At 51.6% G+C, this 21,570-nt stretch carries 18 protein-coding genes; 10 read left to right on the forward strand and 8 right to left on the reverse strand.

Annotated features, from left to right (window positions below):
* The first annotated feature begins 53 nt into the window (after nucleotides 1-53).
* The 3 genes from G6Q15_RS05580 to G6Q15_RS05590 are packed head-to-tail and all read left to right on the forward strand — an operon-like array spanning nucleotide 54 to nucleotide 2,439.
* Nucleotides 54-632 carry a DUF1285 domain-containing protein gene (locus tag G6Q15_RS05580; protein ID WP_164116575.1) on the forward strand — a complete coding sequence of 193 codons (579 nt, stop codon included), beginning with the start codon at nucleotides 54-56 and terminating at the stop codon, nucleotides 630-632.
* A complete protein-coding gene (locus G6Q15_RS05585) occupies nucleotides 629-1,222 on the forward strand; it encodes a CoA pyrophosphatase (RefSeq protein WP_164116577.1) in 594 nt (197 codons plus the stop codon). Before G6Q15_RS05580 ends, G6Q15_RS05585 begins: the two co-directional genes overlap by 4 nt.
* On the forward strand, nucleotides 1,219-2,439 hold the full coding sequence (locus G6Q15_RS05590; RefSeq protein WP_164116579.1) for a CCA tRNA nucleotidyltransferase: 1,221 nt from the start codon (nucleotides 1,219-1,221) through the stop codon (nucleotides 2,437-2,439). The genes G6Q15_RS05585 and G6Q15_RS05590 overlap by 4 nt, the downstream gene beginning before the upstream one ends.
* Here the strand turns inward: G6Q15_RS05590 and G6Q15_RS05595 are convergent.
* The 3 genes from G6Q15_RS05595 to G6Q15_RS05605 all read right to left on the reverse strand — a co-directional run bounded on the left by G6Q15_RS05595 (nucleotide 2,427) and on the right by G6Q15_RS05605 (nucleotide 7,010).
* Nucleotides 2,427-4,184 (reverse strand): bifunctional diguanylate cyclase/phosphodiesterase, encoded by a 1,758-nt coding sequence (locus tag G6Q15_RS05595; RefSeq protein ID WP_164116581.1) that lies wholly within the window; start codon nucleotides 4,182-4,184, stop codon nucleotides 2,427-2,429. The two genes, G6Q15_RS05590 and G6Q15_RS05595, sit on opposite strands and share 13 nt — an antisense overlap.
* A gap of 75 nt (nucleotides 4,185-4,259) precedes the next feature.
* Entirely contained in the window at nucleotides 4,260-6,581 is a 2,322-nt protein-coding gene (gene parC / locus G6Q15_RS05600) for a DNA topoisomerase IV subunit A (protein ID WP_240330773.1), read from the reverse strand.
* A 75-nt stretch (nucleotides 6,582-6,656) separates the two neighbouring features.
* Nucleotides 6,657-7,010, reverse strand: a complete 354-nt coding sequence (locus G6Q15_RS05605) for a YbaN family protein (protein WP_164116945.1) — start codon at nucleotides 7,008-7,010, stop codon at nucleotides 6,657-6,659.
* Between the two features lie 115 nt (nucleotides 7,011-7,125).
* Between G6Q15_RS05605 and G6Q15_RS05610 the strand changes: the two genes are divergently transcribed.
* The gene (locus G6Q15_RS05610) at nucleotides 7,126-8,067 is read left to right on the forward strand and encodes a DUF4349 domain-containing protein (protein WP_164116583.1); all 942 of its coding nucleotides are present in this window, start codon (nucleotides 7,126-7,128) and stop codon (nucleotides 8,065-8,067) included.
* Between the two features lie 9 nt (nucleotides 8,068-8,076).
* On the opposite strand, the gene G6Q15_RS05615 is transcribed toward G6Q15_RS05610, so the two are convergent.
* Nucleotides 8,077-8,517, reverse strand: coding sequence for a hypothetical protein (locus tag G6Q15_RS05615; protein WP_164116585.1), 441 nt, complete (start codon nucleotides 8,515-8,517; stop codon nucleotides 8,077-8,079).
* Between the two features lie 134 nt (nucleotides 8,518-8,651).
* On the opposite strand from G6Q15_RS05615, the gene purC reads away from it, so the two are divergent.
* Both purC and G6Q15_RS05625 read left to right on the forward strand, forming a co-directional pair.
* Nucleotides 8,652-9,434: a phosphoribosylaminoimidazolesuccinocarboxamide synthase gene (gene purC / locus G6Q15_RS05620; protein ID WP_164116587.1), complete on the forward strand. Its 783-nt coding sequence runs from the start codon at nucleotides 8,652-8,654 to the stop codon at nucleotides 9,432-9,434.
* 150 nt (nucleotides 9,435-9,584) lie between these two features.
* Complete coding sequence (locus tag G6Q15_RS05625) at nucleotides 9,585-12,365, forward strand: M16 family metallopeptidase (protein WP_205518100.1); 2,781 nt, start codon at nucleotides 9,585-9,587, stop codon at nucleotides 12,363-12,365.
* An 11-nt stretch (nucleotides 12,366-12,376) separates the two neighbouring features.
* Here the strand turns inward: G6Q15_RS05625 and G6Q15_RS12280 are convergent, their stop codons facing one another.
* Nucleotides 12,377-12,508 (reverse strand): hypothetical protein, encoded by a 132-nt coding sequence (locus tag G6Q15_RS12280; RefSeq protein ID WP_275897590.1) that lies wholly within the window; start codon nucleotides 12,506-12,508, stop codon nucleotides 12,377-12,379.
* A 234-nt stretch (nucleotides 12,509-12,742) separates the two neighbouring features.
* Here G6Q15_RS12280 and purS point away from each other — a divergent pair, with 234 nt between their 5' ends.
* Both purS and purQ read left to right on the forward strand, forming a co-directional pair.
* Complete coding sequence (gene purS / locus G6Q15_RS05630) at nucleotides 12,743-12,991, forward strand: phosphoribosylformylglycinamidine synthase subunit PurS (protein WP_164116592.1); 249 nt, start codon at nucleotides 12,743-12,745, stop codon at nucleotides 12,989-12,991.
* Nucleotides 12,988-13,665 carry a phosphoribosylformylglycinamidine synthase subunit PurQ gene (purQ, locus tag G6Q15_RS05635; RefSeq protein WP_164116595.1) on the forward strand — a complete coding sequence of 226 codons (678 nt, stop codon included), beginning with the start codon at nucleotides 12,988-12,990 and terminating at the stop codon, nucleotides 13,663-13,665. The genes purS and purQ overlap by 4 nt, the downstream gene beginning before the upstream one ends.
* Before the next feature lie 4 nt (nucleotides 13,666-13,669).
* Here purQ and G6Q15_RS05640 read toward each other — a convergent pair whose 3' ends face one another.
* The 3 genes from G6Q15_RS05640 to glmU form a co-directional block, all read right to left on the reverse strand.
* Nucleotides 13,670-16,057, reverse strand: a complete 2,388-nt coding sequence (locus G6Q15_RS05640) for an EAL domain-containing protein (RefSeq protein WP_345940289.1) — start codon at nucleotides 16,055-16,057, stop codon at nucleotides 13,670-13,672.
* Between the two features lie 83 nt (nucleotides 16,058-16,140).
* Entirely contained in the window at nucleotides 16,141-17,964 is a 1,824-nt protein-coding gene (gene glmS, locus G6Q15_RS05645; protein WP_164116596.1) for a glutamine--fructose-6-phosphate transaminase (isomerizing), read from the reverse strand.
* Nucleotides 17,965-17,967: 3 nt separating this feature from the next.
* Nucleotides 17,968-19,371 carry a bifunctional UDP-N-acetylglucosamine diphosphorylase/glucosamine-1-phosphate N-acetyltransferase GlmU gene (gene glmU, locus G6Q15_RS05650; protein WP_240330774.1) on the reverse strand — a complete coding sequence of 468 codons (1,404 nt, stop codon included), beginning with the start codon at nucleotides 19,369-19,371 and terminating at the stop codon, nucleotides 17,968-17,970.
* Between the two features lie 45 nt (nucleotides 19,372-19,416).
* Here glmU and G6Q15_RS05655 point away from each other — a divergent pair, with 45 nt between their 5' ends.
* Together G6Q15_RS05655 and G6Q15_RS05660 are read left to right on the forward strand one after the other, a co-directional pair.
* The gene (locus G6Q15_RS05655; protein ID WP_164116598.1) at nucleotides 19,417-20,133 is read left to right on the forward strand and encodes an HAD-IA family hydrolase; all 717 of its coding nucleotides are present in this window, start codon (nucleotides 19,417-19,419) and stop codon (nucleotides 20,131-20,133) included.
* An 8-nt stretch (nucleotides 20,134-20,141) separates the two neighbouring features.
* Nucleotides 20,142-21,413, forward strand: a complete 1,272-nt coding sequence (locus G6Q15_RS05660) for an ATP-binding protein (RefSeq protein WP_240330775.1) — start codon at nucleotides 20,142-20,144, stop codon at nucleotides 21,411-21,413.
* Nucleotides 21,414-21,570: the final 157 nt, after the last annotated feature.

Raw genomic sequence — 21,570 nt, forward strand, 5'->3', positions numbered from 1 at the left:
CGCATTAAACACTTGGCATACAGCCACGGTGCATATTATGCCTGCATGGACATATGCCCTATGACCCGCCGCCCGAAATAGCTTCGCTGTCCATTACCAAGATTGGTGAGCTCATCGAGGCACGCAAATTGCCGCCTGTGGAAAGCTGGAACCCTGAGCGTACGGGCGACAGCAAAATGCGCATAAATAGCGACGGCAGCTGGATGCATGAAGGCGCTCCAATCACGCGGCAGGCCATGGTCCGGGCTTTTTCATCCATATTGCGCCGTGATGCAAAGGGCGGCTATTTTCTCGTCACGCCGTACGAAAAACTGCGTATTGAAGTTGCAGATACGCCTTTTATCGCAGTGGATGTCACCAGTCAGGGTGAAGGCGCAGACCGGATATTGGCTTTTCGGCTTAATACCGACGATCTGGTAGTTGCAGGCCCAGATAATGCCATCACAATTTCCGAAGAAAATGACGAACCTGTCCCCTATCTACATGTCCGCAGCGGGCTGAATGCACGTATCAGCCGGGCGGTGTTCTATGAACTCGCGGACATGGCAATTTCAGAACATGAAAATGAGGATAATGAAATAATTGGTTTATGGAGCTCAGGTGCGTTCTTTGCGTTTGAGGGCAATGCATGACCTTGTATGACCGTTTGTCAAAAGCCTTGAGTGATACGCATGGTGTGTATGCCGGCATTCAGGACGAGCGTCATTTTTTCGATACACAGACACGCCTTATCCCTGCTGCTGTGCTCATCCCCGTGACTGACCGTGCGAGGCCCGGTGTCATATTGACGCAGCGTCCTTCCAATATGCGCAGTCACCCCGGACAAGTGGCTTTTCCGGGCGGCAAGATTGATCCCGAAGACCATGATGCCAAAGCCGCTGCCCTGCGCGAAGCCGAAGAGGAGCTTGCTATTCCGCCCAGTCAGGTCAATATTATCGGCGCTGTCGAGCAGTATCATAGTGGCAGCGGGTTCGAAATTACCCCGGTTCTGGCCATTGTCCCGCCGGATCTGGCGCTTCGCCCAAACCCGGGCGAAGTTGAAGACTGGTTTGAAGTGCCTTTGCACCATATACTCGACCCCGGCAATCTGGTGGAGAAGTCAGCCATGTGGCAGGGGCGCAAGCGGCAATATTATGAAATCATGTGGCAGGACCGCCGGATCTGGGGCGTTACGGCAGGTATTATCAAAAACCTGGCCGCCAGACTGGATTGGACCGCATGACTGATGTCCAGGCCCGTATTGAAGCGGCAAGATGGCTGCGCCGCGATAGCTTGAAACAGCTTGTGGCTGCACTGGACCCGCAGCGTGGGCTGTGCCGTTATGTTGGCGGCGTAGTGCGTGACACATTGCGTGGCAGCGCAGTCAACGACATAGATATGGCAACTATCTTGAAACCCGAAGAGGTCATGAAACGCCTGAAATCACATGAAATAAAGGTCGTTCCGACGGGTATCGACCATGGCACAGTGACGGCTGTATTGCCTGACGGGCATGTCGAAATTACGACGCTACGCCGTGATGTGTCGACTGACGGCCGCCGCGCTACAGTGGCATTCAGCGATGATTGGCGGGAGGATGCGGCGCGGCGAGACTTCACAATAAATGCCCTGTATCTCGACCCGCATAGCCATGAAGTGCATGATTATTTTGACGGGCAAGATGACCTTGCCAAGGGCATGGTGCGGTTTATCGGGTCTGCGGAAGAACGAATTTGCGAAGATTACCTACGCATATTACGGTTTTTCCGCTTTACCGCACGTTTTGCAAAAGGAGAGCCTGACAAAACCGCTCTTGAGGCCTGTGCGAACCAGGCCGCTGGCCTGAAATCGCTTTCACGCGAACGCATTGCAAGTGAAATACTCGCATTGCTGTCGCTGGAAAATCCGGCTCATGCTACCGGCATGATGTTTGATATCAATATCTGGAATGAAATCATTCCCGAGACGCAGGCCGAAAGGCAAAGCCAGCTTTTCCGGCTGATTGCACGTGAACAGCAGCATAATGTGGCACCTTTTGCGCCCTCCCGCCTGTTGTGCCTGCTGCCTGAAGATGCCCGGCTCGTCGATAAAATCGCGTCCAGGTTGCGTTTTTCTAACAAAATGCGCAAGAAAATTAGTGCTTTACTATCACGCCATGACGCCACCCAGGCAAATGCACGCGCGCTGGCTTACCGTTTTGGTGAAGAGATTGCTGTACAGAAGTTGCTACTATCTGCAGACAACAACGAGATAGACCCTGCGCTTGATATGCTTGTAGGCTGGGAAAGGCCTGAATTTCATGTCAGTGGCCGGCATATTGTTGCCGCCGGCGTCCCGGCTGGCCCGGACGTTTCATCTGCCCTTCAGGAAATTGAAGAACAATGGATTGCCGAAGGCTTTCCGCCGGGTGATCGTCAGGCAGAAATCTGTGACACGGTCAGCCAGTCCTATACGACCTGAACCCGCTGCGCATTTTCCTGATAATAAGCATAGGCCTTATCGGCTGAAAGCGGACGGGCATAGTAAAACCCCTGCCCATGCGAACAGCCCAATGCCGCGAGTGTATGCGACAGTTCAAGTGTCTCAATACCCTCAGCCGTGGTCTGCATACCCAGTGCATCAGCGAGTGATAGTACTGCGCGAACGATAGATACCTTGTCTTTATCTTCAAGCATTTGTGTTACGAAGCTGCGATCAATTTTGAGAATATCAATCGGCAATCGTTGCAGATACGCAAGGTTCGAATATCCTGTCCCGAAATCGTCCATCGCGAGGCATGTGTTCAGGCCTTTAAGCGACTCCATCACCCGCACTGCACGGTCCGGATCGCTCAAAATAACGCTTTCGGTAAGCTCAAGTGTAAGGCGTTCACCGTCAAGTTTTGCGCAACGGATCACTTCCTCGACAACGGATGCAACATTGTCACGTGCAAACTGTACTGCAGACAGGTTGACATTGACTTTTACAGGTAGTTTATCGCCATTGTTCCTGTCCCAACCAGCCAGTGTCGAAGCCGATTTTTCGAGTGCCCAGCGCCCAAGCGGTACGATCAGGCCGCATTCTTCCGCGACCGGGATAAAATCAACCGGCGATACATTGCCGCGATCAGGGTCATGCCAGCGCGCCAGCGCCTCAAAACCGGTAATCGTACCTGATGTAAGGTTGACAAGAGGCTGGAATTCGAGATGCAGCAAGTCTTTCTCAATTGCTTTGCGCAAGTCGGTTTCAATGGAAAAACGATGCCGCGCCTGCTGCAGTACTTCCGGCGCATATAGACTGGGCTTGTTACTGGTCTTGGCACGTTTCAGTGCAATCTGGGCATAACGTATGATATCCGCCGGATCACCATCCGCCATGGTGCCGACAGCAATACCGATGGCGGCATCCACCTGCACTTCCATTTCCGACAATCTGTACGGATCTGCAAACGCAGCCTCTACTCTGGCAGCAAGGTGCGCATAGTTGGTTTCATTACAGTCAAGTTCAACAAATATCCCAAATTCGTTGCCGCCAAGCCTTGCCATCAGGTCATGCTTGCGAATGGCACTACGTAAACGGCTCGCCACGCTAATAATCAACTCATCACCGACAATCGAGCCAGCACATTCATTGACACGGCTGAAACGGGACAAATCCACTGACATCACTGCAAATTTGGGCCTTTGCTCAAATTCAGAAAGATTGGTGGTCCGTTCGTCGATATAGGCCTCAACCTGTTCCTCAAAACCCGTGCGATTGGCAAGGCCAGTCAAGCTATCACTCATCATTTCACGCCTGAGATTCAGCTGGTTTTCGGCTTCCGCAGTCCTGTCTACAAAAGACATCAGGAAATGAGGATGCTTTTTCTCGCCCGCTGGGTGCCTTGCAACCGTGATGTCGATCGTGCGGCGCGAGATTGTGTTGGGTGATCGCCACTTGAACAACCTGACATCACCCTCATTTTCTATCACAGACTGCATGAAAGCCGCGAGTTCAAGATTATAGGGCGCATTCCCGCGATTTTCATCAAAGCCGAGCTGCCTGAAAAGGCTGTTATGCGCAACCATCCTTGCATCGCCATCGACATATGCGAAAATTGCCGCAGCGACGGGAATAGTATCCAGCCAGTTCGAAACAGCGACAGGTTGCCCTTGGTCAAGAGTAACGCGCCTGTTCTCGGCGCGTTTTGAATGCATAATATCAGTCAGTTTGGCATGGTGTGTCATCACATCCAATCATAACCGCAATGCGTAAACGAATTACTAAACTCCGGTAAAGCTAATTCATATTAATTTTTTCAATTATAAGAAGCGGTTATTACGTGGGAAACCCGTAGGTGGCATCCGTCCGGCGGCACCGCGCGCGACCCTCCATAGAGCCATCTCTTTTTCGGTACGTGTACGTCCCGTATCGCCGCCCATTGTCCAGCTCAGGCCTTCCTCCATATTGAACGTCACCGCATCGGATAGTCCGCCATCGCGGTAGCGCTGCAACTGCACCCCCTGCCCCTTGGCAAGGCTTGGCAGTTCAGTAATGGGGAAAACCACTAGCTTGCGATTTTCACCAATAACGGCGACATGGTCCGCATTTTCGGCAATTGGACGAACGACGGCAAGGCGTGTTTTTGGCTTCAGGTTCACGACCTGACGCCCCTTGCGTGTTTCGGCGATCACATCGCTCATGGCCGCCTGAAAACCCCGGCCATTGCTGGCCACTAACAATATGCGGCCTTTTTCATCATAGGGGAGCAGACCCACAATCTGTGTTTCATTGTCGAGATCAACCATTGAACGCACTGGCTCACCAAACCCGCGTGCACCCGGCAGTTTGTCAGCTCCCAGTGTATAAAAACGGCCATTGTCACAGGCGAAGACCAACTTATCCGTGGTCTGCGCATGAAACGCATATTCCGGACCGTCACCCTCCTTGAATTTGGTAAGGTCGGGTTTGGCAAGATCGACATGGCCCTTCATGGCTTTAATCCAGCCACGCTGTGACATGATGACGGTCACAGGCTCTTTCTCGATCATCGCCTCAAGCGGAATGTCCCGGGCCGGGCCTTGTTCGCTATGTGTAGTGCGGCGGCGGCCGATATCGGTATCCTGACCATATTCCTTGAGTAGCGCGCGCAGATCCTTTTTCAGCCTTGTCCGCTGCCGCGCCGGACTATCGAGCAGTTTGACCAGGCCGTCTCTTTCTTCAAGCAGCTTATCGCGCTCGGTGCGCAGTTCCATTTCCTCAAGCTTGCGCAGCGACCTTAGCCGCATGTTGAGAATGGCCTCTGCCTGCCGGTCGGTAAGCTTGAATTCTTCCATCATTATGGGTTTGGGGTGATCTTGCGTACGGATAATCTCGATCACACGATCAAGATTGAGGAACGCGATAATATAGCCGTCAAGTAACTCCAACCGAGCATCAATCTTGTCCAGCCGGTGCTGTGAACGGCGCACAAGCACCTGTATCTGGTGGCGTATCCAGCTCGTAAGCAGCGGCTTCAGTCCCATGACGCTGGGGGTGTTGGTTTCATCAAGCACGTTAAGGTTGAGCGAGAAACGGTTTTCAAGATCGGTCATGCGGAACAGGCTGTCCTTGAGCACATCGATGTCCACATTGCGGTTCTTGGGTTCCAGCACGATACGTATCTGATCGTCCGATTCATCACGCACATCTGCCAAAATTGGCAATTTCTTGTCGCCAATCAGGTTCGCAATCTGTTCGATCAGCTTGGATTTCTGAACCTGGTAGGGGATTTCCGAAATAACCAGCTGCCATTGGCCATTGCCCAGTTTTTCAATGCCATCATCATCCAGCCATTCACCGGTTTTGTCATCACGCCCAGTCGAATAACGCGCGCGCACCCGGAATGCTCCGCGCCCTGTTTCATAGGCTTCGGATATCGTATCCATGCTGTCGACCAGCAGGCCGCCTGTGGCAAAATCCGGTCCATGGAATACTTCCATCAGCTGCGCATGTTCAGCTTTGGGCTGGTCTATCAGCAGCAACACCGCCTCAATCACTTCTGCGGCATTGTGCGAAGGGATACTGGTCGCCATGCCCACCGCGATGCCGCTAGCGCCATTGGCAAGCAGGTTCGGAAACAGCCCCGGCATGATAACCGGTTCTTCATCCTCACCATTATAGGTCGGGCGAAAATCGGTGGCATTCTGGTCCAGTCCGTGCATCAGCTCGATTGCCGTCCTGGTCAGCCGCGCTTCCGTGTAACGATAAGCTGCGGCATTATCACCGTCGATATTACCGAAATTCCCCTGCCCATCGACTAGCGGGTAGCGCAGCGCAAATGTCTGCGCAAGACGCACCATGGCATCATAGACCGACTGGTCACCATGTGGATGATATTTACCGATCACATCACCCACCACGCGCGCACATTTTTTGTATCCGCTATCGGGGTCCAGTTTCAACTGCCGCATTGCCCAAAGCAGACGGCGGTGAACAGGCTTCAAGCCGTCACGCAGATCGGGTAGCGAACGTGCCGTGATTGTCGACATCGCATAGACCAGATACCGTTCTGACAGCGCGCCATCAAACGGGGTATTTACAATCTGGTCAAAGGGATCCTCAGGCATGTCGCCGTCAGCATCGGCATCAATAACATCACTCATGATGCTTCAGATAACAGCGGTCCAGCCAAGATGCGAGTGGCAAATCACAAAAACTGGGGGAAAAATATGGGGCTTTCAACTTTCCGGCCGCGTCCATATCCAGGCCCCGCAGATGCAGGCAACCGCAGGCGGAATAAGGTTACTGGGCCAGGCCAGCATCCAGAAACCTATGCCTATGCTGAAGAGAAATGCGGTCGTTGCTGCCCATTTACCCTTGCGGCTGATCGCACCATGATCACGCCACTCTTTTATGGAAGGACCAAAATGCGGATGATTTAGTATCCATTGCTCAAGACGAGCGCTGCTTTTGGCGAAGCAGAATGCCGCCAAAATCATGAACGGGACTGTTGGTAATAGCGGTAGGGCAATACCGGCAATGCCCAGGCCAAGCGCCAGAAAGCCGGACAGGAGAAAGAAAACGCGCGCCATAGCCGACCGGACTAGCGTAAATCCCGTACCGCGCATAGACCATTAAACACCCGCAAACTTAATGGCTTGCAAGTTTTATGTGATAATGTACCATTTCTATGTGGAGGAGATAAACATGCACAGGCCCTTACTGGTATTTACGGCCCTAACACTCGCACTGACGAGCTGCTCGGATAGCGCCATACGATATGATCGTGTGGATGAGGCCGAACAGGTTGCAACCATGGATATCACCGAGGAAGAACCCTCGCAATCACCGCCAGCAGCCTTTGCGGAGGACAGCCGCGCAAAAAATGAAGTTGCCGGAACGAATGAAATCAAGGTCAGCTTGCCACGTATTGCATACACATATGAATATGCATATCGGCTTGGCTCTGACGAAATTAGCGGTGTGCAGAGCAGACACGCCGATTTGTGTGAGAAAAAAGGGCCGCGGGTCTGCCGTATCATAAATATGACGAAAAGTGGCGGCGAAGGCGATTACGGCACCGGTATGCTGGAAATGCAGGTCGCAGCGGCGCAGGCGCGCAGTTTCGGCGCAGAGCTCAGCAAAATTGTGAACGATGAGGGCGGCGACACTGTGAACAGCAATGTGACCGGAGAGGACCTGTCCAAACAGATTGTCGATACCGAAGCGCGGCTGCGGGCGCGTACATTGCTGCGTGACCGGCTGATGGAAGTGCTGCGCAGTCGCAAAGGCACTGTGGCTGAACTTGTGCAGGCGGAACGCGGCGTGGCGCAGGTCAATGAAGAAATAGACCAGGCACGTAGCTGGCTTGCCGAAATGAAAGGCCGCGTAGCATTCAGCAAAGTCACGGTGAATTATATGACCGGCAGCCCAAGCGGCGGCGGGTTTATCGAGCCTATACGCGATGGCATTGGCAGTTTTGGTGCGATTTTAGGAACTACAATCGGCGCAATGATAACGTTTGTAGCCTTCACCCTGCCCTGGCTATTGCTGATCGCGTTGGCGGTATGGCTGTGGCGACGCTTTGGACCAGCCTGGCCATTTGGCAGGAAAGACATTGAGCCTCCCGCAGATACCGATAATGGTTAGGCTCAGTATCTAGTCGAACCAGTGCGCGGGAATGGAAACACCTTCCCGTTCATTGTCCCATATTATGGACATGATCCACCAGCGCAGGCCATCGTTCCAGAGATGTACCATATTAATTCCGCGAAAAACTATGTCATTGCTTCCAGGAGTCTCACGTGCTTCATAAGCTGAAAAAACATGCGCAATCTGTCCAAACCTTTGTGTCTTGCGCGCAGTTTCAATCTCGTAAAAAGACCTGCCTGCCAGCATCGGCTTTGTGGCCGCTATGAAGCCTTCAATATCAAAAGTATAGGCAACATGCTGCCCCTCCTCGACACGGGTTCGTGTGATGAGCGCATCGTTATGGTATAGCGTACGCTCACGCGCCCAGTCCTGCCCATCTGGCGGTCCGGAAATACATTCATATAGTGCGCGCATTATATCATCAATTTGACTATATGTATTGGCCATGTTCTTCCCTACTCCACTCAAATTGATGCCGCACAATATTGCATAGTGTCAATTGCACCGCCAAAGCCATTGGATTATAGCAACCCTTCTTACCAGATCGCACACTCGAGTCTCTAAATTGTCAGGAAAAACCCATGTCACGTCGCCGCCAGATTTATGAAGGCAAAGCCAAGATCCTTTACGAAGGCCCCGAGCCCGGTACAATCATCCAGTATTTCAAGGATGATGCGACAGCTTTCAACGCACAAAAGCGTGGCACCATCAACGGTAAGGGTGTGATAAACAACCGCATCAGCGAATATGTATTCACGCAGCTTCAACATATCGGCATTCCGACCCATTTCGTCCGCCGGCTCAACATGCGCGAACAGCTGGTGCGGCAGGTAGAAATCGTCCCAGTCGAAGTGATTGTGCGCAACGTCGCCGCCGGATCAATCTGCAAACGGCTTGGTCTTACTGAAGGCGATCCCCTGCCCCATACGCTGATCGAATATTGCTACAAGGATGATGATCTGGGTGACCCTCTTATCGCCGAAGAGCATATCGCATGCTTCAACTGGGCCAGCGCTGATGAAATGCAGGACATTTCCTCGATGGCGATCCGTATCAATGATTTCATGTGCGGTATGTTCGCCGCCATCGGTATCCGCTTAGTCGATTTCAAACTTGAATTCGGGCGTTTGTTTGAAGGCGATTATTCACGAATCATCCTAGCTGATGAAATCAGCCCTGATGGTTGCCGTCTATGGGACCTGGAGAGCAACGAAAAGCTGGACAAGGACCGTTTCCGCCGCGACCTGGGCGGCGAAGTCGAAGCTTATCAGGAAGTGGCACGCCGGCTGGGTCTGCTACCAGAAGACAGCGCAGCAAATGAAGTGGTTGACCTGGACAGCCAGCGCAAAAAACGCGGCAAATAGCCCCTTGTAAAGCTGCGTTGATGTTGCTTCATTGGCGTCATGATATTTCCATATTGGCGTCCATGCCTGCTCACCCTTGCTTTTCCTATGTTACTTGCCGGATGTGCCACTTCGATTCCGGAGTCGACGGCGCCGGTTTCAGTCAAAGCTGTGCAATCGAAAACCCATTCGCCGGCAGTCACATCAGCATGGGGGTTTGACAAAAGCGATCTCGCACCCGACCCAGCCGTGCGCTATGGCGTATTGGACAATGGCATGCGCTATGCCATCCGCCACAATGAAACTCCGCAGGACAGCGCTGTCATCCGCTTCCTGTTCGACATCGGGTCCATGGCTGAGGAAAATGATCAGCGAGGACTCGCTCATTTTATTGAGCATATGGCATTTAACGGAACAACAAATGTTCCCGAAGGTGAAATGGTCAAGATTCTAGAGCGCTACGGCCTTGCTTTTGGAGCGGATACCAACGCGTTTACCGGTTATGACCGGACAGGATACACGTTGGACCTGCCCAATGTAGAAGCTGGATTGATTGACACTGCGCTTTTCCTGATGCGTGAAACAGCCAGCGAGATATTGTTTGAGCCCGAAGCCGTTGATCGTGAACGCGGCGTAATCCTGTCAGAACGGCGCACGCGTGACAATTATGCGCTGCGCAGTTTCAATAACCGTGTCGAATTTCTGCTTCCTGATACAAAATTGCCGGTGCGCAGCCCGATCGGCACGGAAGAAGTGCTTAAGACCGCACCCGCACAGAGGTTGCGCGACTTTTACGAGGCATATTACACGCCCGGCCGCGCAACACTTATTATTGTCGGTGATGTGGATGTCGATGCCATTGAACAAAAAATAAAATCGAAATTTGGTGACTGGGCTGCAAAAAATGGCGAAATTCCAGATCCTGATTATGGGCATATCGATTTCGATCGCACCGAAAAAAATAACGAATTTACCAATCCCGCTATTGGCGAAACTGTTAGCTTGGTCAGGTTTTCTCCCTATAAAGACAAAGCGGACACTGCCGAAGAAAGACGGCAAAACCTGCTGCGTAATATTGGTTACTCTATTATATCGCGGCGAATTGGACGGGCCATCCGCAGCGGTAATGCGCCTTTCACCAGCGTCCGTATTGGCAGCAGTGACATATTTGAAATCAGCCGTGAAACATCATTGACGGTCTCCGCCAAAGATGGAGAAGTGACAGACGCACTTGCAGCGGCAGAAAAAATGGTCCGTACGGCGTTGACGTATGGCTTTACTGAAGTAGAAATAGCCGAGCAGATTGCCAATTTCCGCAGCGGACAGGAAAATGCCGTAAAATCGGCGAATACGCGCCGTAGCACCGCACTGGCCAGCGCCATTATTGGCGCAGCTGGCTCCGATTCCATAGTAACAACACCTGAAAGCAGCCTGGAACGCTTCAATGCCGCGGTGCCAGCCATCACACCCGAAAATGTGCTGGCTGCGGTCAAGGCAGATCTTGTGTCTCTGGATAGACCGCTTGTCCATGTTACCAGCAAGGCTGGTGTTGATGGCGGGCCCGAGAAACTGAGGCAGGTATATCTGACAAGCCTTAGTGAGCCTGTCAGCCCTTTAGAAGACAAGGATGTTACGCAATTCGCTTATACAAACTTCGGGACACCCGGTAAGGTGGTTCAGGATAGTCGGATAGATGATCTGGATATCCGTACAGTGACGTTCGAGAATAATGTCCGCCTGAATATCAAGAAAACTGATTTTGAAGATGATAGGGTACGCATTTCACTACGCGCTGACGGTGGCGGCCTGCTCGACACTGCTGAAAATCCGCATGGAACTGCATTGATAAATATATTTGGCAATGGTGGGCTGGAAGCACATAGCGTCGATGACATGTTAAGCTTGCTTGCCGGGCGGTCAGTATCACTCGGTTTTTCCTCCGGATCAGATTATTTTGGCAGCTATGTTACGACCACGCCAAAAGACATGCAGCTGCAGCTACAACTGCTCACGGCATATATGACAGCGCCAGGATATCGTGAGGAAGCCGTTACACGCTATCGCAAATCCATTCCTAATTATTATGCCCGTATCAACGCCACACCAGGCTCTGCGCTTGGATATAAACTTGGTGCGATATTATCCAACAATGATCCGCGCTTTACTCCGATTCCACGTGAAGACATAGAAAAAGCAGATTTTACCACGCTGCGCGAAACCATTTCCAACAGGTTGGAAAACGGTGCCATTGAAGTAGGTATAGTCGGCGATATTGATGAACAGCAGGTGATTTCCGCCGTTGCCGCCACACTTGGTGCCTTGCCTGCACGCGAAGCTGAATTCTTACCTTATAACACCAACCGCAAGCGTAGTTTTACGGCAGATCGCTCTGTCCGCAAAGTGTATCATACGGGGCAAGAGAACCAGGCGATACTTAATCTGTATTGGCCGACCACCGATGACAAAGACTATCCACGCGATGCCGGCCTGACCATGCTCGCATCGATATTACGGCTGAGGCTTACAGAACGGTTGCGCGAAGAGCTGGGCGCAACGTATTCGCCCAGTGCGTCATCGGCCACCTCATCACTTTATCCCGGCTATGGCTATCTTGCGATAGGTGGCAATGTTGATTTTGCAGATATCGACAAGGTTGCAGACGTAATTTCGCAGATTGTGTCCGATATGCGTGAAAATACGGCAACACAGGATGAGCTGGAGCGCGCACGCACACCGATATTGGAACGCATCACCGACAGCCGCCGCGAAAATGGCCGCTGGATCGGCATAGTTGATGAAGCACAAAGCGAGCCGCGAGCGCTAGACCGCTTTCGCAAAGCCGAAGCCGTCTATAAGGCGATTACACCTTCGGATATTATGGTTTTAGCACAGGAATATCTCGATCCGGCAGATGCGCTGCGTATCGAATCAGTACATGAAAACAAGAAATAGAAGAAAGACTGTCAGCCTTTGGTGCGGTATCCACCAATAATACCGAACAGGAACGCCATGAACAATGCAAGCTGGACCTGACCTGATGGGTCGTTCCAGCCCATAATGTCTTCGCCAAATGCAAATAAAGCTATAAATAACATTATTGCCAGTGCGCCCATTATTGTCCCTTTCAGATACTTAATCGCACGGGATATTACCGTGTGATGATCGGGCTTATCAGCAATTGGTTAACAAAATGCTGCATCGCTTAACCAAATCTTACCGCAATGGATATCTGACAGTGAAATCCGTTCTTGCCCAAAACTCTTAATGGCTTTAGCAGGAAGCACGATAGGAATCGCGTCGCAGACGGGAACAACCGAACGGGGATTTCCATGAAAATACGTATATTCGTAACACTCAAAAACGGCGTCCTTGATCCGCAGGGCAAGGCCATTCATCATGCGCTAGATGGTCTTGGCTTTTCAGGCGTTAACGATGTGCGATCCGGTCGCTTTATCGAAATAGATGTCGAAGATAATGTGAGCGATGGTGATATTGACGCAATGTGCAGAAAGCTCCTCGCAAACATGGTTATCGAAAATTACCGCATTGAAAAAATGCCCGAAAGTGTTCCTGCATGAAATCGGCAGTCATCACGTTTCCGGGGTCAAATTGCGATCGCGATATGGCGGTGGCAATCGAAAAAATATCCGGTCATGCGCCTGCCCGCGTGTGGCATGGCGACACCTCTCTTTCAGAAAATTATGACCTAATCGCAGTCCCAGGCGGATTTTCCTATGGTGATTATCTGCGCAGCGGCGCAATGGCTGCACGCTCCCCCATCATGCAATCTGTGGTCAAGGCAGCCGAAAACGGCACAGCGATATTGGGTGTCTGCAATGGATTTCAGATCCTGACCGAAGCGTTGCTCTTACCAGGTGCCCTGATGCGTAATTCAGGTATTGATTTTGTGTGCCGTGAAGTGCCGCTTATAGTCGAAAATGACAACTCTCAGTTCACATCTGCTTATGAAAAAGGTGAGGAAATTATCATTCCTGTCGCCCATCATGATGGTAATTATTTTGCCAGTGAAAGTGAACTGGACCAACTTGAAGGTGAAGGCCGTGTGGCATTCCGTTATGTTGAAAATGTCAACGGATCGGCCCGCAATATTGCAGGCATATTGAGCGCAAAAGGCAATGTGCTCGGCATGATGCCGCATCCTGAACGTCATGTGGAAGAACTTCAGGGCGGAACCGACGGTGCGCGGCTTTTTGAATCGCTGATCAAAACACTGCTTGAAACAGCTGGCTAGACTCTCAGGACGAGCGTTTTACAAAATCCGCCGACAGGCTGGCCGTTTTTGCATCCAATTCCGGGAAAGCGAATAATTTACGTGCATCCGCTGCTGCCATTGGGCGACCATAAAAATAGCCCTGTATTTTTTTACAGCCCAGTGATTTGATCATCTCGACTTCTTCACGCGTTTCTGCGCCTTCAGCCGTTGTCGCCATGCCCAGACTGTCGGCCATCGCCACCACAGCGCGAATAATAGCCAGGCTTTCGGCCGCATTTTTGGCGGCGCCTTTCACAAAGCTGCGATCCACCTTGATGGTACTGAAGCGTGTCTTGCGCAAATAACCAAGAGACGAATATCCAGTTCCGAAATCATCCAGTGACAGCCCGATGCCTATGGCGAGTATCTCCTCCAGCACATCTGTCGCACCAGTGCCTTCATGCAGGAAGATGCTTTCTGTGACTTCTATCTCCAGCCTTTGTGCAGGTAATCCGCTTTCGCGCAGTGCATCGACAAGCGATGGCATAAACTTAGGGTTGCTGAGTTGCTCCGCCGAAACATTGACTGCGACTTTGATGTTACTCGGCCAGTTCATGGCCTCCTTACAGGCTTCGCGGATGACCCACTCACCTATATCACCTATCAGGCGGGCTTCTTCTGCCAATGGCACGAACTTGGAAGGCGATACATTGCCGAATTCTTCATTATTCCAACGCAGCAGCGCTTCAAAACATTGCACACCTTCAGTATCAGCACTGACTACAGGCTGATAGAGCAATGAAAATTCTTCTTTTTCCAGAGCGCTGCGCAGAGCGATTTCCATAACACGACGTTCTTCGGCATGCACATGCAGTCGTGGCTCATAGGCTCTGTGCTGGCCGCCACCGCCGTCTTTGGACCGATAAAGCGCAAGATCAGCATTGCGCATCAACATCTCCACCGTCCGGCCATCGCGCGGACCGATAGCGGAGCCAATGCTGGCACCAATATATAGCTTATGCTGATCAACCAGATAAGGACGCGACAGGCTTTCAATAATCTTGTTGGCAATTCGGGCTACATATCCTGCTTCAGACGCGTCTTTTACGACAACGGCAAACTCATCGCCACCCAACCGGCCGCATAGCTCATTTTCACTCATGATTGACTTGAGCCGCTGTGACACGTGTGCCAGCAACCTATCGCCCACAAGATGCCCCAATGTATCATTGACCGACTTGAAACGATCCAAGTCAATCATCATGAATGCGCAACGGCCATTCCATTTTTCCGCATTCTGCATGGACTTCGCCATCGTCTCGGTAATTAACAGGCGATTTGGCAGGTTTGTAAGTGTGTCGAACCGAGCGAGCTGTGATATCTTTTCCGCCGATTCACGTTGTTCGGTAACGTCTGACCCCACACCGCGAAAGCCAAGGAACACTCCATTGTCATCCAGCTTGGGTGAAGCGGATAGCTCCCACCAATAGCGATTTCCGTTAATCTCCACCCGGACCAGGAAATTGCTGAAACTCTCACGACGCTTTAATTTTTCTGCAAAATCACGCACGGATGAAGGAATATTGCCTGTTTCCCATGTATCACCAGCAATCAACTCAACAAAAGACATGCCTTCGATGTCAGAGGCTTCACGGCCAAGCGCATGGGCGAAACGCGGACTGATATGTACAACTTTGCGTTGACTGTTAACCTGCCACAGCCAGTCTGCTGAACTTTCCTCAAATTCACGCAGCAAAAGGCTCACCACTTCACCTTTTTCATCAGATCCTTCTTCCGAAATCTTGAACATCAGATAGGACTTGGCATTGTGCAGTGATGCCATCACCAGCATGAGGCCATAAAAAATTGACGCACCCACCATCATCGGATTACCGGCAAGCTGGAATGTATAAACGCTAACTAATGTGAGTATGGTTACAAAGATGATGGTGCCGAGCGGAACTGCAGACATCAGCAAGGCCGAAGCGCCCATAAGCGCCACCATAGCGCTCCAGGTCACGATATAGTCGGTCAGTGATGCTGGAGAGGCGAAGAATAACATAGGAATGCACCAGACAGCACCCATAGCCAGCGCGCCAAGTGCCACATCATTTATTCTCTGCCGCGAACTTTTGTCGTATGGGTTGGAGCCGGTTTGTTCATATGCACGGGTTGAAAAGACCAGCGCTGCAGCCACAATAGCGACCCAGCCAGCAAGATAAAAATGCTCTATTTTCTGCCAGAAATTCTGCAAAACAATGACTACGCCAATAATGTTGGCCAGCAAGCGTGCACGCGTAAAACTGGATACGGCGTTTTGCTGCAACGCGCGCACGCGCGACCAGTCACCGTCCGCGGTATCCGTCAAACCCAGAACAGCCAGCATGGGCAGCTGTTTAGGCAGCGTACTGAAGGATGAAGTTTTGCTCACAGGAAAATCTATAACCGCAAACAGTTATCGAAAAGTAAGCAAGCTCCGAATTATCAAAAATAATGCTGTTGCCTGGTTCTACATCACTCAACAGTAACGGATTTAGCGAGATTTCGGGGTTGATCAACGTCTGTACCTTTGGCGACCGCCACATGATATGCCAATAATTGCACCGGCACAGCATAAACCATGGGCGCGATAAGTGGATGAACCTTCGGCATTTCAATTGTCGCGATAGTGCCCTCGCCTGCTTCAGCAAGGCCTTCAGCATCAGAAATGAGGACAACTTTACCACCACGCGCCTGTACTTCCTGCATATTCGACACCGTTTTTTCAAACAATGGCCCGGACGGAGCGAGAACGATTACAGGTACTTTGTCGTCGATCAGCGCTATTGGACCGTGTTTCATTTCGCCCGCAGCATAGCCTTCGGCATGTATATAGCTGATTTCTTTAAGTTTTAATGCCCCCTCTAGAGCCATCGGATATTCCGGACCACGTCCCAGGTACAGCACATCGCGCGCAGGGGCGATCAGATGCGCCATACTGGCGATATCCTCATCATGAGCCAAGGCTGCATTCATCGCCGCCGGCGCCTCGGCAAGATGTTGGACTATTTCCCGCTCTTCTTTTGCCGTCATTTGCCCCTTGTCCCGGGCCAGATTAGCCGCAAATGCCGCAAGAACCGCCAATTGGCAGGTAAATGCCTTGGTGGAAGCCACGCCGATTTCTGGTCCGGCATGCGTGGGTAGCAGCAAATCAGCCTCACGCGCCATTGAACTCGTCGGTACATTGACAACAACAGCAATTTTCTGCCCCTCTGTACGGGCATGGCGCAACGCCGCCAATGTGTCCGCTGTCTCGCCAGACTGGCTGATAAATAAAGCCAAACCGCCTTCTTCCATTACCGGCTCGCGATAACGAAATTCAGATGCTACATCTAGATCAACAGGCACGCGCGCAAAACTTTCAAACCAATATTTTGCCACCATTCCGGCGTAGAAGCTCGTTCCACACGCCACGATCGTGATGCGGCGCACTTCGGACAGATCAAAATCCATTTGCGGCAACGCGACCTGCTCTTCCAGCGGCCGCAAATAGCTTTGCAGTGTTTGCGCAACCACAATGGGTTGCTCAAAAATCTCTTTCTGCATGAAATGGCTGTGATTGCCCTTTTCAATCGCAACAGCAGATGCCCCAGATATAGTCACTTCACGTGTTACTGCATTGTTATTTTTATCATATATCTGCATATCTGTCCGCGACAGCACAGCCCAGTCGCCCTCTTCCAGATAGCAGATTTTTTGCGTCAATGGCGCCAGGGCAATGGCGTCGGAACCCAGATAATTCTCCCCTTCACCCAAGCCGACTACAAGCGGAGAGCCAAGGCGCGCACCAATCAGAAGGTCTTCATGCCCCTTGAACAACATCGCCAGCGAAAATGCACCGCGCAGACGCGGCAATACCATTTTGACAGCGTCAATGGGGGCAGCACCCTTTTGCAGTTCACGATCAATCAGATGACCAACAACTTCGGTGTCTGTCTGACTTACGAAAACGCGTCCGTCAGTAATTAATTCTTCACGTAATTCCTTAAAATTCTCAATTATCCCATTGTGAACAACAGAAACATCCCCGGCAAGGTGCGGATGTGCATTATCCTGTGTCGGCGCACCATGCGTCGCCCAGCGTGTATGCGCAATACCGACCGTACCGCTGATTGGCATATCCTCTATGCGCTGCACCAGATTGGAAAGCTTGCCTTCTGCCCGGCGCCGAACCAGTTCACCATCTACGAAAAGGCAAATACCCGAGCTGTCATAGCCGCGATATTCCAGACGTTTCAATCCATCAACCAAACGGTCAGAAACCTCTTCTTTACCCAGAATGCCTAAGATACCGCACATAATCTAACCCTTATTCTTTTTAGCCAGCATCGCATCACGAAACCGCTTTGCCCAACCCTGCTTTTCTGTTTGTTCTGCACGTACCAGCGCCAATGCATCATCCGCTACATCCTGCGTCACGGTCGCACCAGCACCCACTATCGCGCCTTTACCAATTTTGACAGGTGCGACAAGTGCGCTGTTTGATCCGACAAAGGCATTTTCGCCAATTTCCGTGCGATATTTGAAATAGCCGTCATAATTGCAGGTGATTGTACCGGCGCCAATATTTGCGCCAGCGCCAATGTCCGCATCACCCAGATATGTCAGATGATTTGCCTTTGCGCCTTTGCCCAGAACGGCTTTTTTCATTTCGACAAAGTTGCCGATCTTGGAGCCTTCTTCAAGCACAGCGCCGGGACGCAAGCGGGCGAACGGGCCAACTTCACAACACGGTCCGATCCGGCATCCTTCCAGATGCGAATGCGCGCGTATATTTGCACCCTCATCCACTGTTACGCCCGGGCCGAACACAACATATGGCTCAACCATAACATCTGCGGCGATATCAGTGTCCCAAGAGAAAAACACACTGCCCGGATCGCGCAATGTGACACCCGCGCGCATAACTTCTTCGCGCTTTTCCGCCTGCCACAATGCATCCGCCACAGCGAGGTCGAGCTTGTCATTCACCCCGGCAACTTCGGATTCATCCGCTTCCACAACCGCGGACGACCGCCCCTGACTGTCAGCAACAGTGACGACATCCGGCAGGTAATATTCCCCCTGCGCATTGTCATTATCAATCGCTTCCAGCAGATCGAACAGATCCTCGGAACGTGCCAGTATTGGCCCCGCATTGCAAAGGTCGCACTGACGCTCTTCGTCTGTGGCGTCCTTATATTCGATCATTTTTTCAATCTGGCCATCGCTGTTGGCGATTACCCTGCCATAGGCTTTCGCATCCTGTGGCCGAAACCCAAGAACCACCGATGCGGGCGCATCATTTGCACGCAGCCGTTCCTGCATTTTCGCAATTGTTGCCGCTTTCAACAGCGGTACATCGCCGAAACAGACCAGAATATCACCGGCGAAACCCGAAAGGGCAGATTTTGCCTGCAATGCAGCGTGTGCGGTACCAAGCTGTTCATTCTGACGCGCAAACTCGCAATTCTCATTCGACATTGCCGTTTCAACACTTTCGGCAGATGCACCGGTAATTACAACCGTGCGCTGTAAATCCAGTTTACGAAATTCGGCAACAAGATGCTGCAGCATAGGGCGCCCTGCAATCGGGTGCAAAACCTTATGCAGGCGCGATTTCATACGCGTTCCCTGCCCTGCGGCCAGTATGATGGCGGCCAATGGTCGTTCCATCGTCATTATGTCATCACTCCCAAAACCAAGTCCGTTAAAGCCCCATGGCATGAAGGGCTTGCTTATTCCAGTATGTTAAGGCCATGAACAGCGCCTATGGCAAATTTTCCTTTCGATATTGTCGGTTTTGACCTGGATGGGACGCTCCTTGACACCAGTGGTGAGCTGACTGCATCAGTCAATCATGCGTTGGCCAAAGCCGGACGTCCGCCACTTACGCAGGATGACGTCAGGCCTATGGTTGGCTTGGGCGCAAAATATATGCTGGATCAGGGTTTTCAAAAAACCGGCGTGGTCAATGCAGACACCCTAAAAGAGTATCTGCGGATACTACTTGCCCATTATGGAGAAAATCTAGGCAGCTCGTCACCGCCATATCCTGGCCTCGTCAATGTGATGGATGAACTGGACGCAATGGGCGTGAAAATGGCCGTTGTCACAAATAAGTTCGAAGGGTTTGCCATAAAGCTACTTACCAATATCGGCATGATTGACAGGTTTAGCTGCGTGATTGGCGGCGACACCATGGGCAAGGGTTTTTCCAAGCCCCATCGTGCGCCGATTGACGAAATGGTAAGGCGATGCGGCGGCGGCAAAGCCGTGTTTATTGGTGACAGCATATATGACGTCATGGCAGCACATAATGCAGACATTCCAGCCATTGCCGTCAGTTTCGGCTTTCTGCACCAACCGGTAAAGACGCTGAGGGCAAACCATATTATCGATCATTATGATGAACTGATACCCGCCCTGAAACAGCTTGATGCAAGCCAGACCTTTCCTCTCGCAAACAGACGTGAAGACAGTGTATAGGCCTTGCCATGGCATATGACGCTTCGCCTTTGCAAAAAACAGGCCGCATTCTTTTGGCGGCAGCAGTCATTGTCGCAGGTGCTATTATTGGCTTTTATATGAGTGGCGGTGTCGAGCGCCTTATTGTGACGCTGTCAGCTGGTCTGTTTGCGATCATCATCCTCCTGGAGAACAGGTCTGAAAGACGTTCCAACCCCCAGGCAGCAGCACCAATACTAAAAAATGAGGCATTGGCGATTAGCCAGCACCCACAATTTTCACCGCTTATCAATGGCATCGTCGATCCCGTGCTGGTTATTGCAGGTCCTGTTGTGCAGCAAGCCAACAGAGCTGCCCGCAAGTTGCTTGGTGAGCATATAGTGGGTGAGGATATACGGCTGGTCATCCGCCACCCCAGCGTTGCTGACTTTATCAGCCAAACCCCCATTCCTGAGACCAGTCGTCCGATTATGCTTATGGGTATTGGCAGCCGCGACCAGCGTTGGGAGATGCAGGTTAAAAAAATCGGCGATGGCAAAAGACTGCTTTTCCTTTGGGACCAGTCAGGGTCCTATGCCGTGGATCGAATGCGCACCGATTTTGTGGCAAATGCCAGCCATGAACTTCGCACACCCCTGTCTTCCATCAAGGGTTTTATTGAAACATTGGAAGATGATAGCGCCGGTGATGACGCGGAACTGCGCACCCGTTTCCTGGGTGTGATGTTTGGCGAAGCGCAACGGATGCAGAAGCTGATCGATGATCTGATTTCGCTGTCCCGCATTGAAAGTGAAAAGCATAATGCACCTGATTCACCTGTGGATCTGGGTGAGCTCATTCGTGAGGTACGGGAAGTATTCGTAAACAGTCCGGACATGCATGGACGCGACATCCTTGTTGATATCACGCCTGATCTACCTCCTACATTTGGTGACCGTGCCCAGCTTTCACAATTGCTGCACAATCTTATCAGCAATGCCGTTAAATATGGCCGTGATGGAACGCCTATCGCCATCAGCCTGACGCTCAGCCGCAATGGCGCGATGCAACGGCTGGTGATTGCTGATGAAGGAGAAGGCATTGCCCCTGAACATCTGCCACGGCTGACGGAGAGATTCTACCGTGTGGATTCGGGACGTAGCCGCTCAATGGGTGGAACTGGCCTTGGGCTTTCAATCGTCAAACATATTGTCGAACGTCACCGCGGGCGCTTCGACATAGCCAGCATTCCAAACAAGGGTACCACCATCACCATCTCCTTGCCCAAAAATGCTGGGGTACAGGCAGGTACACAGCAATAGGCGCTACGCCTTTGGCGAGCACATACATCACGCAGCTGCAGCATGTCATGAAAATGTAATATTATTGTCATGTGCGGGACACGCACCAACCCTATTTGCAAAGCCAGCAAGAGGGGACGGTGCAGGCAAGATTCGCGGCCAACTCCTATGCATTATT

The organism is Sphingorhabdus sp. Alg239-R122 (assembly GCF_900537065.1).
Classification (GTDB): domain Bacteria; phylum Pseudomonadota; class Alphaproteobacteria; order Sphingomonadales; family Sphingomonadaceae; genus Alg239-R122.

What these genes read in the sequence shown, in the direction of transcription:
- G6Q15_RS05610 (WP_164116583.1), top strand. Translation starts at nt 7,126, where the DNA reads ATGCACAGGCCCTTACTGGTATTTACGGCCCTAACACTCGCACTGACG.
- purQ (WP_164116595.1), top strand. Translation starts at nt 12,988, where the DNA reads ATGAAATCGGCAGTCATCACGTTTCCGGGGTCAAATTGCGATCGCGAT.
- G6Q15_RS05660 (WP_240330775.1), top strand. Translation starts at nt 20,142, where the DNA reads ATGGCATATGACGCTTCGCCTTTGCAAAAAACAGGCCGCATTCTTTTG.
- G6Q15_RS05590 (WP_164116579.1), top strand. Translation starts at nt 1,219, where the DNA reads ATGACTGATGTCCAGGCCCGTATTGAAGCGGCAAGATGGCTGCGCCGC.
- G6Q15_RS05655 (WP_164116598.1), top strand. Translation starts at nt 19,417, where the DNA reads ATGGCAAATTTTCCTTTCGATATTGTCGGTTTTGACCTGGATGGGACG.
- G6Q15_RS05595 (WP_164116581.1), bottom strand. Translation starts at nt 4,184, where the DNA reads ATGACACACCATGCCAAACTGACTGATATTATGCATTCAAAACGCGCC.
- glmS (WP_164116596.1), bottom strand. Translation starts at nt 17,964, where the DNA reads ATGTGCGGTATCTTAGGCATTCTGGGTAAAGAAGAGGTTTCTGACCGT.
- purC (WP_164116587.1), top strand. Translation starts at nt 8,652, where the DNA reads ATGTCACGTCGCCGCCAGATTTATGAAGGCAAAGCCAAGATCCTTTAC.
- G6Q15_RS05615 (WP_164116585.1), bottom strand. Translation starts at nt 8,517, where the DNA reads ATGGCCAATACATATAGTCAAATTGATGATATAATGCGCGCACTATAT.
- G6Q15_RS05580 (WP_164116575.1), top strand. Translation starts at nt 54, where the DNA reads ATGCCCTATGACCCGCCGCCCGAAATAGCTTCGCTGTCCATTACCAAG.
- glmU (WP_240330774.1), bottom strand. Translation starts at nt 19,371, where the DNA reads ATGCCATGGGGCTTTAACGGACTTGGTTTTGGGAGTGATGACATAATG.
- G6Q15_RS05605 (WP_164116945.1), bottom strand. Translation starts at nt 7,010, where the DNA reads ATGGCGCGCGTTTTCTTTCTCCTGTCCGGCTTTCTGGCGCTTGGCCTG.
- G6Q15_RS12280 (WP_275897590.1), bottom strand. Translation starts at nt 12,508, where the DNA reads ATGTTATTTATAGCTTTATTTGCATTTGGCGAAGACATTATGGGCTGG.
- parC (WP_240330773.1), bottom strand. Translation starts at nt 6,581, where the DNA reads ATGAGTGATGTTATTGATGCCGATGCTGACGGCGACATGCCTGAGGAT.
- purS (WP_164116592.1), top strand. Translation starts at nt 12,743, where the DNA reads ATGAAAATACGTATATTCGTAACACTCAAAAACGGCGTCCTTGATCCG.
- G6Q15_RS05585 (WP_164116577.1), top strand. Translation starts at nt 629, where the DNA reads ATGACCTTGTATGACCGTTTGTCAAAAGCCTTGAGTGATACGCATGGT.